The organism is Pseudomonas jinjuensis, assembly GCF_900103845.1.
In the GTDB taxonomy this organism is placed as follows: domain Bacteria; phylum Pseudomonadota; class Gammaproteobacteria; order Pseudomonadales; family Pseudomonadaceae; genus Pseudomonas; species Pseudomonas jinjuensis.
In genome coordinates this window covers 140,659-154,167 of sequence record NZ_FNIJ01000003.1, presented here as the reverse complement: position 1 = coordinate 154,167, position 13,509 = coordinate 140,659, and the positions used below count along the sequence as shown (strand labels likewise).

16 protein-coding genes are annotated in these 13,509 nt (G+C 68.7%); all 16 read left to right on the top strand.

Features of this window, described 5'->3' with window-relative positions; genetic code table 11:
* Window positions 1–52 precede the first annotated feature (52 nt).
* The 16 genes from BLR75_RS05195 to BLR75_RS05120 are packed head-to-tail and all read left to right on the top strand — an operon-like array spanning window position 53 to window position 13,508.
* A complete protein-coding gene (locus BLR75_RS05195) occupies window positions 53–904 on the top strand; it encodes an ABC transporter ATP-binding protein (protein WP_084311588.1) in 852 nt (283 codons plus the stop codon).
* Window positions 905–941: 37 nt separating this feature from the next.
* Window positions 942–1,934, top strand: a complete 993-nt coding sequence (locus BLR75_RS05190) for an ABC transporter substrate-binding protein (protein ID WP_084311589.1) — start codon at window positions 942–944, stop codon at window positions 1,932–1,934.
* A 9-nt stretch (window positions 1,935–1,943) separates the two neighbouring features.
* A complete protein-coding gene (locus BLR75_RS05185; RefSeq protein ID WP_084311590.1) occupies window positions 1,944–2,720 on the top strand; it encodes an ABC transporter permease in 777 nt (258 codons plus the stop codon).
* A gap of 5 nt (window positions 2,721–2,725) precedes the next feature.
* Window positions 2,726–3,487: an SDR family oxidoreductase gene (locus BLR75_RS05180; RefSeq protein ID WP_090416014.1), complete on the top strand. Its 762-nt coding sequence runs from the start codon at window positions 2,726–2,728 to the stop codon at window positions 3,485–3,487.
* Window positions 3,488–3,500: 13 nt separating this feature from the next.
* A complete protein-coding gene (locus BLR75_RS05175) occupies window positions 3,501–4,037 on the top strand; it encodes a cupin domain-containing protein (RefSeq protein WP_084311592.1) in 537 nt (178 codons plus the stop codon).
* An 8-nt stretch (window positions 4,038–4,045) separates the two neighbouring features.
* Window positions 4,046–4,915 carry an alpha/beta fold hydrolase gene (locus tag BLR75_RS05170; RefSeq protein WP_084311593.1) on the top strand — a complete coding sequence of 290 codons (870 nt, stop codon included), beginning with the start codon at window positions 4,046–4,048 and terminating at the stop codon, window positions 4,913–4,915.
* On the top strand, window positions 4,908–5,741 hold the full coding sequence (locus tag BLR75_RS05165) for an IclR family transcriptional regulator (protein WP_084311594.1): 834 nt from the start codon (window positions 4,908–4,910) through the stop codon (window positions 5,739–5,741). The genes BLR75_RS05170 and BLR75_RS05165 overlap by 8 nt, the downstream gene beginning before the upstream one ends.
* Window positions 5,728–6,525, top strand: coding sequence for an SDR family oxidoreductase (locus tag BLR75_RS05160; RefSeq protein WP_084311595.1), 798 nt, complete (start codon window positions 5,728–5,730; stop codon window positions 6,523–6,525). Before BLR75_RS05165 ends, BLR75_RS05160 begins: the two co-directional genes overlap by 14 nt.
* Entirely contained in the window at window positions 6,518–8,200 is a 1,683-nt protein-coding gene (locus BLR75_RS05155) for a thiamine pyrophosphate-binding protein (protein ID WP_084311596.1), read from the top strand. The genes BLR75_RS05160 and BLR75_RS05155 overlap by 8 nt, the downstream gene beginning before the upstream one ends.
* Before the next feature lie 10 nt (window positions 8,201–8,210).
* The gene (locus tag BLR75_RS05150; RefSeq protein WP_084311597.1) at window positions 8,211–9,014 is read left to right on the top strand and encodes an aspartate dehydrogenase; all 804 of its coding nucleotides are present in this window, start codon (window positions 8,211–8,213) and stop codon (window positions 9,012–9,014) included.
* Window positions 9,015–9,025: 11 nt separating this feature from the next.
* Entirely contained in the window at window positions 9,026–10,510 is a 1,485-nt protein-coding gene (locus tag BLR75_RS05145) for an aldehyde dehydrogenase (RefSeq protein ID WP_084311598.1), read from the top strand.
* A gap of 13 nt (window positions 10,511–10,523) precedes the next feature.
* Window positions 10,524–11,489 carry a VOC family protein gene (locus tag BLR75_RS05140; protein WP_084311599.1) on the top strand — a complete coding sequence of 322 codons (966 nt, stop codon included), beginning with the start codon at window positions 10,524–10,526 and terminating at the stop codon, window positions 11,487–11,489.
* A gap of 7 nt (window positions 11,490–11,496) precedes the next feature.
* Window positions 11,497–11,814 carry a hypothetical protein gene (locus tag BLR75_RS05135; RefSeq protein WP_084311600.1) on the top strand — a complete coding sequence of 106 codons (318 nt, stop codon included), beginning with the start codon at window positions 11,497–11,499 and terminating at the stop codon, window positions 11,812–11,814.
* Window position 11,815: 1 nt separating this feature from the next.
* Window positions 11,816–12,034 carry a recombinase-like helix-turn-helix domain-containing protein gene (locus tag BLR75_RS05130; protein ID WP_084311601.1) on the top strand — a complete coding sequence of 73 codons (219 nt, stop codon included), beginning with the start codon at window positions 11,816–11,818 and terminating at the stop codon, window positions 12,032–12,034.
* Window positions 12,035–12,057: 23 nt separating this feature from the next.
* The gene (locus BLR75_RS05125; RefSeq protein ID WP_090416005.1) at window positions 12,058–13,077 is read left to right on the top strand and encodes an aromatic ring-hydroxylating oxygenase subunit alpha; all 1,020 of its coding nucleotides are present in this window, start codon (window positions 12,058–12,060) and stop codon (window positions 13,075–13,077) included.
* Entirely contained in the window at window positions 13,074–13,508 is a 435-nt protein-coding gene (locus tag BLR75_RS05120) for a RidA family protein (RefSeq protein WP_084313809.1), read from the top strand. The genes BLR75_RS05125 and BLR75_RS05120 overlap by 4 nt, the downstream gene beginning before the upstream one ends.
* The last annotated feature ends 1 nt before the right edge of the window (window position 13,509 follow it).

The following is a 13,509-nucleotide window of genomic DNA, read 5'->3' as shown; positions in this document are numbered from 1 at the left end:
TATAAATAAAACAATGTTTCGTATATGAAACAAGTGTGAGGCCACTAATAAAATGAGAGCCACCTCGTTGAGTATCTACACCTCAGAGCAGCCGCAGGGCGCGCCCAGGGCGGATGCAGCCCGCGTCGAGATCGAGTTCCGGGGTGTAACCAAGCGCTTTCCGGTCAAGGGCAAGTCCGAGCCCACCGTCGCCGTGCAGAGCCTGAATTTCAGCATTCGCAGCGGCGAGATCGTGTCCATCATCGGCCCGTCCGGTTGCGGCAAGAGCACCCTGCTGAACATGGGTTCCGGCCTCTATACCCCCACCGAGGGCGAGGTGTACGTAGGCGGCGAGCGCGTCACCGGCCCGGTGCGCAAGGTGTCCTTCATGCTGCAGAAGGACCTGCTGATGCCGTGGCGCAGCATCCGCCGCAACATCGAGCTGGGCCTGGAGATCGAAGGCCGCCCGGCTGCCGAGCGCCGCGCCATCGCCGACGAGATGCTGGAGAAGTGCCACCTCAGCGGCTTCGGCGACCACTACCCCTTCCAGCTCTCCGGCGGCATGCGCCAGCGTGCCGCCCTGGCCCGCACCCTGGCCACCGACCCGCAGGTGCTGTTCCTCGACGAGCCGTTCTCGGCCCTCGATGCCCAGACCAAGATGATCCTCCAGGAGGACCTGGCGCAGATGCTCTATGAGCAGCAGAAGACCGCGCTGTTCATCACCCACGACTTGATCGAGGCCATCGCGCTGTCCGATCGCATCCTCGTCATGAGCGCCCGCCCGGGGAACATCATCGAGGAAATCGAGGTGAACCTGCCGCTGCGCGACAACCCCCTCGAACGCCGCAAGCTCCAGGAAATCGGCCCGCTGGCCGGGCGCCTGATGACCTTGCTCAAGGTCGGCGAAGACTCCGATCTGCACTGACCGACCACCCGTCCCGAATTCCCAACAGGAGCTGCAGATGTTCAAGTCCCTGCTCAACGCCTCGCTGTTTTCCCTTGCCCTGGCGGCCGTGTCCGTAGAGGCCGCGCCCAAGGAAATCACCTACCTGCTGCCGGCGCCGCCGAACTCGCCGGCCTTCGCCCCCTGGATCATCGCCCAGCACAAGGGCTACTACGCCCAGCAGGACCTGGACGTCACCTTCGTCGCCGGCAAGGGCGGGGTCGACGTGGCCAAGCAGATCGGCGCCGGCAATGCCCTGGTGGGCGGCGCCCTCGGCGACACCCCGATCATCGTCCGCGCCAACGGCGTGCCGGTGAAGGTCGTCGCTGTGCTGGGCGGCAGCGGCGTGACCATGATCGCCACCGACGGCAAGGCCGGCATCGACAGCGTCAAGGACCTCAAGGGCAAGACCATGACCGTCATGTCCTACTCCGACACCACCTACTACGCACTGCTGGCGTCCATGCGCAAGGCCGGGCTGACCAAGTCCGACGTGGAAGTCCAGGCCGCCGGCCCGTCCGGTGTCTGGCAGCTGTTCTCCGCCGGCAAGGCCCAGGCCATGGCCGGCGTGCCGGACTGGGTGGTGAATGCCGAGGACGCCGGCCTGCAGGTCAAGCTGCTGCCGAGCAGTGAAATCTTCGAGAGCATGGCCCAGGCGATCCTCGCTTCCGAGGAAGCCATCGAGAACCAGCCCGAAGTGGTCGGCGGCGTGGTCAAGGCCACCCTCATGGGCATGCGCGACATCATCGCCGATCCGAAGGCCGCCGCCGCCACCTTCGCCGAGGCGGTGCCCAGCTACAAGGGCAAGGAAGCCAGCCTGGAGAAGGTCCTGCGCCTCTATGTCGAGCACGTCTACGCCAACCAGCAGCCGCTGGGCCGCATCGATCCGCAACGCCTGGACAAGGTCCGCAAGTTCTACGTCAGCGAGGGCATCGTCAACCGCGAAACCCCGCTGGACGAGCTCTACACCAACCGCTTCGTCGATACCGACGGCGTCGCCGCCAAGCAATAAGGTGACCTGATGAACAGCCTGAACAAACCCATGCTCGGCAGTGTCGCGCTGCTGCTCCTGTTCCTTGCCGGCTGGCAGTGGGGCCCCGGCCTGCTCGGCATGCCCGAGTTCGTCCTGCCCAAGCTGAGCCGGGTGCTGGAGGAGGGCGTGGCCATGTGGCGCAACGCCGATCTGCTGGAGCACACCGCGATCACCACCCTGGAGATCATCATCGGCTTCGGCCTGGGTGCCCTGCTGGGCGTGGCCATCGGCGTCGCCCTGGGCCTGTCGCCGACCACCGAGGCGATGCTCTCGCCCTACATCCTGGCGCTGCAGATCGCGCCGAAGGTGGCCTTCGCCCCGCTGTTCGTGATGTGGCTCGGTTACACCGTCTACCCGAAGATCCTCATCGCCGTGCTGATCGTGTTCTTCCCGGTGATGATCAACGTGCTCTCGGCGATCCGCACCGTCGATCCGGACATGATCAACCTGGTGCGCGCCATGAGCGCCAGCCGCTGGCAGATCTTCCGCCTGGTGGAGTTCCCCTCGGCCATGGCCGCGCTGTTCTCCGGCCTGCGCATCGCCTCCACCCTGGCGGTGATCGGCGTCACCGTCGGCGAGCTGGTGGGCGGCAACAAGGGCCTCGGCTTCCTGCTGGTGGACTCGGAAGGGCAGGGCAACACCGCTGGCGTCTTCGTGGCCATCGTCATGCTCACCCTGATCGGCGTGCTGGCCTACAGCGCCGTGGTCTGGGCCGAGAAGCGCGTCCTCCACTACCTGCCCAAAGCCAACCTGAGCACGGTGTGAACGCCATGAGCCCGAATTCCCTTCTCGATGGTCGCCGCGTGCTCGTCACCGGCGGCGCCCGCGGCCTCGGCCTGGCCTTCGCCGAAGCGGCGGCCCGTGCCGGCGCCCGGGTGGTGATCGCCGACATCCTGCTCGACCGGGTGCATGAGTCCGCCCGCGAGCTCGCCGCCCAGGGCCTGGACGTCAGCGGCCTGCCCCTGGACCTGGCCGACCCGGCGTCCGTCGAGCGCTGCGTCGCCGCAGCGGTCGACGCTCTCGGCGGCCTCGACGGCCTGGTGAACAACGCCTCCATCACCAATTCCGGCGGCAGGAGCTGCGAGGAACTGGAGATCGAGACGTTCGACCGCGTGCTGCAGGTCAACGTGCGTGGCACCTGGCTGATGACCCGCGCCTGCCTGCCGGCCCTGCGCCAGTCCGGTCGTGGCGCGGTGGTCAACCTGGCCTCCGACACCCCGCTGTGGGGCGCGCCCAACCTGCTGGCCTACACCGCCAGCAAGGGCGCGGTGATCGCCATGACCCGCAGCCTGGCCCGCGAGCTGGGTGCCGACAACATCACCGTCAACGCCATCGCTCCCGGCCTGGTGGAAGTCGAGGCCACCCAGTACGTGCCCGCCGCGCGCCACCAGCTGTACCGCGACCAGCGCGCGATCCAGCGCGGCCAGGTGCCGGAGGACGTCTGCGGCGCGGTGCTGTTCGCCCTTTCCGACCTTTCCCGCTTCATCACTGGACAAACCCTGCCGGTCAACGGCGGGTTCGTCATGCCCTGATCAGGAGGACTCCATGACCGATCTGAACCAGAACCCGAACGCCCCGAAATCCTGGGACCGCCCCGCAGGCGCCAGCTTCGAGGAGTGGTGCAACACCCGCATCGCCCGTTACTCCACCCGCAAGTACGACTGGAACGCGCTGAAGTTCCAGGCCGACCACGACCCCAAGTTCCGCCGTGCGCAGATGCGCTACATCGGCACCGGCGGCACCGGCGTGGCCAGTGACATGAACACCATCCCGTCCGAGCACTTCACCTTCTCCACCATGGTGATCCCGGCCGGCCACGAAGGCCCGCCGCACCTGCACATCGACGTCGAAGAGGTGTTCTTCGTCCTGCGCGGCAAGCTCAAGGTGATCCTGGAGAAGGACGGCGAGCGCTTCGAGACCATCCTCACCGACCGCGACGTGATTTCCGTGCCACCGGGCGTGTACCGCGAGGAGATCAACATCGGCGACGAGGACGCGCTGATGTGCGTGATGCTCGGCGCGCAGAAGCCGATCACCCCGACCTACCCGCCGGAGCACCCTCTGGCGAGCATCAAGCGCTGAGGTCACCGATGAACATGGCGCAGACCCACATCCCCGCCCCGAGCCTGCAGCAGCGCTTTCCCGAGCGCCTGGTGCAGCTGGCCGACGGTGCCCAGGTGGCCATCCGCGAATGCGGCAGCGGCCCGCTGGTGGTGCTGTTGCACGGCATCGGCTCGGGCTCGGCGTCCTGGCTGCATTGCGCCCAGCGCCTGGCCGCCGAATGCCGGGTGATCGCCTGGGATGCGCCGGGCTATGGCCTGTCCACCCCGCTGCCGCAGGAGCAGCCGAAGGCCGCCGACTACGCCGCGCGCCTGGAGCTGCTGCTGCAGGCGCTGGGAGTGGACCGCTGCCTGCTGGTGGGCCACTCCCTCGGCGCGCTGATGGCCACCGCCTACGCCGCCGGCATCGGTGCGGCGCGGGTGCGTCGTCTGCTGCTGATCAGTCCGGCGCGCGGCTACGGCGCCGAGGCGCTGCGCGAAACCGGCGCGCAGGTGCGCCGCCAGCGTCTGGAGAACCTGGAGCGCCTCGGCATCGACGGCATGGCCGGCGAGCGCACCGCGCGCCTGCTCGGCCGCCACCCGAGCGAAGACGCCCTGGCCTGGGTGCGCTGGAACATGGCGCGGCTCAACCCCCATGGCTATCGCCAGGCCATCGAGCTGCTCTGCGGCGACGACCTGCTCGGCCACGGCGTGCCGGCCGCGCCCTGCGAAGTGCACTGCGGCGAGGACGACGGCATCACCACGCCCGAGGCCTGCGGCGCCATCGCCCGCCAGCTCGGCGCGCCGTTCTCGCTGATTCCCGGGGCCGGCCACGCCAGCCCCATCGAACAACCCGAGGTGGTCGCGGGACGCATTGGCCACGCGCAACGCCACACTCTTGAAGGAACCGCCAATGGATAAGCCAGACGATTCGCAAGACAAGTACATCGTGCCCGGCCTGGAGCGCGGCCTGCTGCTGCTCTGCGAGTTCAGCCGGAAGAACCGCACGCTGTCGGCGCCGGAACTGGCGCGGCGCCTGAAGCTGCCGCGTTCCACCATCTTCCGCCTGCTGACCACCCTGGAAACCATGGGCTTCGTCACCCGCCTCGGCAACGAATACCGCCTGGGCATGGCCGTGCTGCGCCTGGGCTTCGAATACCTGGCATCGCTGGAACTCACCGAGCTGGGCCAGCCGCTGCTCAACCGCCTGTGCGACGAGATCCGCTACCCCTGCAACCTGGTGGTGCGCGATGGCCGTTCCATCGTCTACGTGGCCAAGGTCTCGCCGTCCACCCTGCTGACCAGCACGGTCAACGTCGGCACCCGCCTGCCGGCCCACGCCACCGTGCTCGGGCGCATCCTGCTGCAGGACCTGTCCCTGGGCGAGCTGCGCGAGCTGTACCCGGAAGAGCACCTGGAACAGTTCTCGCCGAACACCCCGAAGACCGTGCTGGAACTGTTCGACCTGGTACAGAGCGACCGCCAGCGCGGCTTCGTCCAGGGCGAGGGTTTCTTCGAGTCGACCATCTCCACCGTGGCCGCGCCGGTGCGCGACCACAGCGGCAAGGTGGTGGCGGCCATGGGCGCCACCATCCCCTCGGCGCACTTCGAGCCGAGCCGCATCGACGGCCTGGTGAGCAACGTGCGCCACTGCGCCGACGAACTCTCGCACCTGCTCAACTACACCCCGGACAGCCACGACAACGTCACCTCGATCTTCCGGAGCAAGCAGCATGAGCATGTGTGATCTGTCCGCCGCGGTGGCGGTGGTCACCGGCGGCTCCTCCGGCATCGGCCTGGCCACGGTCGAGCTGCTGCTGGAAGCCGGCGCCGCCGTGGCCTTCTGCGGCCGCAACGCCGACCGCCTGCAGGCCGCCGAGGCCAGCCTGCGTGAGCGCTTCCCCGCCGCGCGACTGTTCGCCCAGGCCTGCGACGTGCTCGACCCGGCGCAGGTGCAGGCCTTCGCCGAGGCCAGCCAGCGCGCGCTGGGCCGCGCCAGCATCCTGGTGAACAACGCCGGTCAGGGCCGCGTCTCCACCTTCGCCGACACCACCGACGAGGCCTGGAGCGAGGAACTGCAGCTGAAGTTCTTCTCCATCATCCACCCGGTGCGCGCCTTCCTGCCGCAGCTGGAAGGCCGGACGGATGCCGCCATCGTCTGCGTCAACTCGCTGCTGGCCAGCCAGCCGGAGCCGCACATGGTGGCCACCAGCGCCGCCCGCGCGGGAGTGAAGAACCTGGTGCGCTCCATGGCCTTCGAATTCGCGCCGAAGGGCGTGCGGGTCAACGGCATCCTCATCGGCCTGGTGGAGTCCGGCCAATGGCGCCGCCGCTTCGAGGCCCGCGAAGAGCGTGAGCTGGACTGGGCCCGGTGGACCGGCCAACTGGCGCAACGCAAGCAGATTCCCCTGGGGCGCCTGGGCAAGCCGATAGAAGCGGCCCGCGCCATCGTTTTCCTCGCTTCCCCCCTGTCTGCCTATACGACGGGTAGTCACATCGATGTTTCCGGAGGTTTGTCCCGTCATGCGTAACGAAAGCAAAGTCACAGTCGGCGCCGCCATTGCCGCCTTCCTCGAGCAGTGCGACGTCAAGGCCGCCTTCGGGGTGATCTCCATCCACAACATGCCGATCCTCGACGCCTTCGCCATCCGCGGCAACATCCGCTTCGTGATGGCCCGGGGCGAGGCCGGCGCGGCCAACATGGCGGATTCCTACGCCCGCACCACCGGTGGCCTGGGCGTGTGCCTGACCAGCACCGGCACCGCCGCCGGCAACGCCGCCGGCGCCATGGTCGAGGCGCTCACCGCCGGCACTCCGCTGCTGCACCTGACCGGGCAGATCGAAACCCCCTACCTGGACCAGAGCCTGGCCTACATCCACGAGGCGCCGGACCAGCTGACCATGCTCAAGGCCATCTCCAAGGCGGCCTTCCGCGTGCGCAGCGTCGACACCGCCATCAGCACCATCAAGCTGGCCGTGCAGACCGCCCTGACCGCGCCCAGCGGCCCGGTGAGCGTGGAAATCCCGATCGACATCCAGTCGGCCCTGATCAACATGCCGGCCGACCTCTCGCCACTGCCGGTGCCGGTGGCCAAGCCCTCCGAGCAGGCCCTGGACGACCTCGCCGAACGTTTCGCCAAGGCCCGCCGGCCGATGCTCTGGCTCGGCGGCGGCGCCCGCCATGCCGGCGAGCAGGTGCAGCGCCTGCTGGCCATGGGCGTGGGCGTGGTCACCAGCACCCAGGGCCGCGGCATAGTCCCCGAAGACGACGAGCGTTCCCTCGGCGCCTTCAACCTGAACAAGCCTGTGGAGCAGTTCTACCAGAGCTGCGATGCCATGCTTGTCGTCGGCTCGCGCCTGCGCGGCAACGAAACCCTCAAGTACGAGCTCAAGCTCCCGCGTCCGCTCTACCGGGCCGACGCCGATGCCACGGCGGAGGGCCGCTGCTACCCCAGCGACTTCTTCGTCTGTGGCGATTCCGAACTGGTCCTCAAGGGCCTGGCCGACCGCCTGGAGGGGCGCCTGTCGGTGGACCCGGCCTTCGCCGCGGATCTCGCCGCCGCGCGCAACCAGGCCCGCGCGCAACTGGTGGACGGCCTCGGCCCCTACGCCTCGCTGGTGGAACAGCTGCAGGCGCTGGCCGGCAAGGACTTCAACTGGGTACGCGACGTCACCGTCTCCAACAGCACCTGGGGCAACCGCCACCTGAAGATCTTCAGCCCGCGCGCCGGCGTGCACGCCCTCGGCGGCGGCATCGGCCAGGGCCTGGCCATGGGCATCGGCGCGGCCATCGGCGCGGCGGAAACCGCCCGTGGCCGCAAGACCTTCGTGCTGGCCGGCGACGGCGGCTTCATCCTCAACCTGGGCGAGCTGGCCACCGCCGTGCAGGAGCAGGCCGACATGGTCATCGTGCTGATGAACGACCAGGGCTACGGGGTGATCAAGAACATCCAGGACGCCGCCTACGGTGGCCGCCGCTGCTACGTCGACCTGCACACCCCGGACTACGCCCAGCTGTCCGCCTCCCTCGGCCTGCGCCACGCCAGGGTCAGCGACCTGAAGGACTTCAGCGGCGTGCTGGACGGCGCCCTGGCCGAGCCCGGTCCCTTCCTGCTGGAGGTGGACATGCTCTCGGTGGGCAGCTTCAAGACCATCTTCGCCGGTCCGCCGACCAACGAAGCCAAAGCCGCCAAGGCCACCGTCTGAGGCCCATGCCATGCTGCATATCACCATGATCGGTTGCGGCGCCATCGGCGTCGGTGTGCTGGAACTGCTGGAGAGCGACCCGCATCTCTGCGTCGATGCGGTGATAGTCCCGGACGAATCCCAGGCACTGGTCCGCCAGCGCCTGGCCCGCCTGCGCACGCCGCCGCAGGTGCTCAGCGAACTGCCGGCCGGGGCGCGCCCCGACCTGCTGGTGGAGTGCGCCGGGCACCGCGCCATCGAGCAGCACGTGCTGCCGGCGCTGGCCCAGGGCATTCCCTGCCTGGTGGTGTCGGTGGGGGCGCTGTCCGAGCCGGGGCTGGTGGAACGCCTGGAGGCCGCCGCCGAGTTCGGCGGCACCCGCATCGAACTGCTGCCCGGCGCCATCGGCGGCATCGACGCGCTGTCGGCGGCCAAGGTCGGCGGGCTGGAGTCGGTGCGCTACACCGGCCGCAAGCCGGCACGCGCCTGGCTGGGCACGCCGGGTGAGCAGGTCTGCGACCTGGAACACCTGGCCGAGGCGCGGGTGATCTTCGAAGGCAGCGCCCGCGAAGCCGCGCGGCTCTACCCGAAGAACGCCAACGTCGCCGCCACCCTGTCGCTGGCCGGCCTCGGCCTGGACCGCACCCAGGTGCGCCTGATCGCCGACCCGCAAAGCAGCGAGAACGTGCACCAGGTGGAAGCCAGCGGCGCCTTCGGCGGCTTCGAGCTGACTCTGCGCGGCAAGCCGCTGGCGGCCAACCCCAAGACCTCGGCGCTGACCGTGTACAGCGTGGTCCGCGCGCTGGGCAACCACGCCCACGCGATTTCGATCTAGGGACGACTACCGTGATAGACCTGAACCCGATCCAACCCATCTGCATCGCCGGCGAGTGGCGCCTGGGCGGCGGCGACCTCTACCAGAGCCTCTATCCGGCCACCGGTGAAGCCATCGCCCGCCTGCACGCCGCCAGCCTGGACGACGTGGAGGAAGCCATCCAGGGCGCCCACCGCGCCTTCCGCGAAAGCGGCTGGGCCCGGCGCAAGCCCCACGAGCGCGCCGCCGTGCTCTACCGCATCGCCGCGCTGATCCGCGAGCGCAGCGAAGCGCTGGCGCAACTGCAGCGCCTGGACAACGGCAAGCCGATCAAGGAAACCCGCAACCTGGTGGCCAGCGCCGCCGCCACCTTCCAGTTCTTCGCCGCCGCCTGCGAGACCCTGGAGGAAACCATCACCCCGTCGCGCGGCGACTTCGTCAGCATGAGCGTCTACGAGCCCATGGGCGTGGTGGCGGCCATCACCCCGTGGAACTCGCCCATCGCCAGCGAGGCGCAGAAGCTCGCCCCGGCCCTGGCCGCCGGCAACGCCGTGGTGGTCAAGCCGGCGGAGATCACCCCGCTGGCCGCCCTGGCCCTGGCGCGCATCTGCGACGAAGCCGGCCTGCCGCGCGGCCTGGTCAGCGTGCTGCCGGGCAAGGGCGCGCTGATCGGCGATGCGCTGACCCGCCATCCGCTGGTCAAGCGCGTGTCCTTCACCGGCGGCACCAGCACCGGCAAGCACATCGCGCGGATCGCCGCCGACAAGATGATGCCGGTGTCCATGGAACTGGGCGGCAAGTCGCCGACCATGGTGCTGGCCGACGCCGACCTGGACCACGCGGTGGCCGGCGTGCTCTACGGCATCTTCAGCTCCAGCGGCGAGTCCTGCATCGCCGGCTCGCGGCTGTTCGTCGCCCGCGAGCACTACGAGGAGTTCATGGAGCGCCTGGCCCATGGCGCCGCCGCCCTGCGCGTCGGCGACCCGGCCGACGAGCGCACCCAGATGGGCCCGCTGATCAGCGCCCGCCATCGCGAGTCGGTGGAGCGCTACGTCGAGATGGGCGTCGCCGAGGGTGGCCGCCTGCGCACCGGCGGCGTGCGCCCCCATGGCGAAGCCTTCGACCGCGGCTACTTCTACACCCCGACCATCATCGAAGGCCTGCGCAACGACGCCCGCCTGTGCCAGGAGGAAGTCTTCGGCCCGGTGCTGGTGGCGATGCCCTTCGACAGCGAAGAGGCCCTGGTCGAGGAAGCCAACGACAGCTGCTACGCGCTGGCGGCCGGCATCTGGACCCGTGACTTCCAGCGCGCCTGGAAGCTCGGCCGCGCGGTGCAGGCCGGCACCGTGTGGATCAACACCTACAAGCAGTTCTCCATCTCCACCCCCTTCGGCGGCTGGCGCGACAGCGGCCTGGGCCGGGAGAAGGGCCGCCTGGGGATCCTCCAGTACATGGAACAGAAGAGCCTCTACTGGGGCCTGAACGAACAGCCGCTGGCCTGGGCCGGCCAGCATTGATGAGGAAAACGCGATGAGCGTATTGGGAATCGACGAAATCACCTACGGCGTGGAAGACCTGGCCACCAGTGCCCGCTTCTTCGCCGACTGGGGCCTGCAGCAGGTCGAGGCGAGCGACGACCAGGTGGTCTTCGAAAGCCTCAACGGCTGCCGCGTCATAGTCGCCGCGCTGGACAAGCCCGGCCTGCCGCCGGCCATCGAGGCCGGCTCGACGCTGCGCGAAGTGGTCTGGGGCGTGGAGAGCGAGGCGGACCTCAAGCTGTATGCCGAACGCATCGCGGGCGACCCCGGCTTCATCGAGGGCGAGGGCCGCATCGGCTGCACGGACCCCAACGGCCTGGCGGTGCGCCTGCAGGTCACCCGCAAGCGCGATATCCAGGTCCAGTGCGGCCAGTCCAACACCTGGCAGTTCAAGGGCCGGATCAACCAGGCCAGCCCGATCTACGAGCGTGCCCAGCCGATCGAAGTCGGCCACGTGGTGTTCTTCGTCAAGGACGTGAACGCCTGCGAGCGCTTCTACGCCGAGCGCTTCGGCTTCGTCTGCTCCGACCGCTACCCGGACCGTGGCGCCTTCATGCGCTGCGCGGAGGAGGGCGGCCACCACGACCTGTTCATGCTGCAACTGCCGCAACCGCGCGCCGGCCTCAACCACGTGGCCTTCACCGTGCGCGATATCCACGAAGTGTTCGGCGGCGGCATGCACATCTCCCGCTGCGGCTGGGACACCGAGATCGGCCCCGGCCGCCACCCGGTGTCCTCGGCCTACTTCTGGTACTTCAGGAACCCCGCCGGGGCGCTCGTCGAGTACTACGCCGACGAGGACCAGCTGACCGGCGAATGGCAGGCCCGCGAATTCGAGCCCGGCCCCACCGTGTTCGCCGAGTGGGCCATCGCCGGCGGCCTGGACGGCAACACCCGGCGGCAGAAGAACGTCGAGGCGCCGCAAGGCAAGTTCCTCACCGACAAACCCAGGAGCTGAGGCGAGCATGAGCGAAACGATGCTGCTGACCGTGCTGCTCAGGCACGACCAGTCGAAGAACCTCGAAGACATCCAGGCCCACATGAAGGCCATGGACTGGTGGGAACGTTTCCCCGGCGAGGGCGTCGAGATCGTCTCCTGGACCGTCGCCATGGGCCTGGGGCAGATCGTCACCCTGCGCCTGCCGCCGGCCCTGCTGCCACGCATCAACGTTGAACTGGAACGCTCCGCCTGGGGCGTGTTCCGCACCGAGTGCTACCCGACCTACGACTTCGTCCCGGTTCGCGAAACCATCCGCGAACGGGTCCGCAATGGAGGCCAATGAAATGCAAGACCGTTACCTGGAACCCCATCAGGCCCGCACCCGCGAGCCGAACTCCTTCGAGGACCTGCTCGGCGATTCCATCGAGCGCGCCTACGCCGCCGGCATCCACGACCTGCCCGGCCTGCTCGGCTACCTCAACCAGGCCGGCCCGACCTGCCCGGGCGGCGGTCCCTGGACCGAGGATGCCTACAAGACCCTGATGGCCCGCCTGGGCGAATGAATTCCCTCCAAGAGGAACCTGCTATGAGCTCCGTGGACCCTGTTGAACAACTCCTCGCCAACGGCCTGAAGAACCTCTGGTACCCGATCTGCCCGGTCGGTTTCATCCAGGACAAGCCGGTGTCCCTGCGCCGCCTGGGCTACAAGCTGGCCCTCTGGCGCGACACCGACGGCACCCTGCACGCCCTCGAAGACCACTGCCCGCACCGTGGTGCGCCGCTGTCGCGCGGGGTGAACCTGGGCGACCGCCTGCAGTGCCCCTACCACGGCGTGGAAGTGCGCTGCGACGGCGTCACCACCCGCGTACCCGGCAGCCCCGGCTGCAAGCTGGAAGGCAGCCAGGCGACGCGTTTCTTTCACGTCACCGAAGCGGCCGGCGCCGTGTGGCTGTACAACTCGGCGGGCAACGTCGAGCAGGCGCCGCCGCTGGTGCTGCCCGAGCAGCTGACCGATCCCGAGTTCTCCCACTTCCTCTGCTACACCGAGTGGCGCGGCGACTACCGCTACGTGCTGGACAACGTCATGGACCCCATGCACGGCACCTACCTGCACAAGCAGTCGCACTCCATGTCCGAGGGCGAGAGCCATGCCAGGTTCGTCACCCGCGACACCGACACCGGCTTCATCTTCGAGAAGGAAGGCCAGCGCGGGGTGAACTTCGACTGGACCGAGTGGGCCGACACCGGCATGCACTGGATGCGCCTGGAGATTCCCTATCCGAAGACCGGCGGCCCGGGCGGCAACTTCCACATCGTCGGCAGCTACACGCCGATTGCCCGTGACCTCTGCGCCGTCTTCCACTGGCGTTGCCGCCCGCTCACCGGCTGGCAGCGCGACACCTGGCGCTTCCTCTACAAGAACCGCCTGGAAGAGCGTCACTGGGCGGTGCTGGAGCAGGACCGCGAGATCCTCGAATTCATGGACCCGGACGCCAACCAGCGGGAGAACCTCTACCAGCATGACTTGGGCCTGGTGCGCCTGCGTCGCCACATGAAGAACCTGGCCAAGGCCCAGCTGGAACTGATCGAGGCCAGGCAGCTGTGACCCCGGTCCGCCGCATCCGCGCCGCCGGCGCGCCCGACCTGCCCACCGCCAGCTGGTCCAACGCCCTGCTGGTGGGGCAGGAGCTGGTGATGTCCGGCATGACCGGGCACCCGGCCACCCGTCAGGCCGCCGAATGCGGCGCGCCGCTGGACGCCCATGCCCAGACCCTGGTGGTGCTGGGCAAGGTCAAGGCGCTGCTGGAGGCGGCGGGCGGGCATATCGGCAACATCTACAAGCTCAACGTCTATGTCACCCGCATCGCCGACAAGGACGAGGTCGGGCGCGCGCGGCGCGATTTCTTCGCCGGCCAGGGCACCTTTCCCGCCTCCACCCTGGTGGAGGTGAGCGGCCTGGTGTTCCCCGAACTGCTGGTGGAGATCGACGCCTGGGCGCGCCTGGATATCGACCTGGCGAACTGCGACGAAGCCTGAA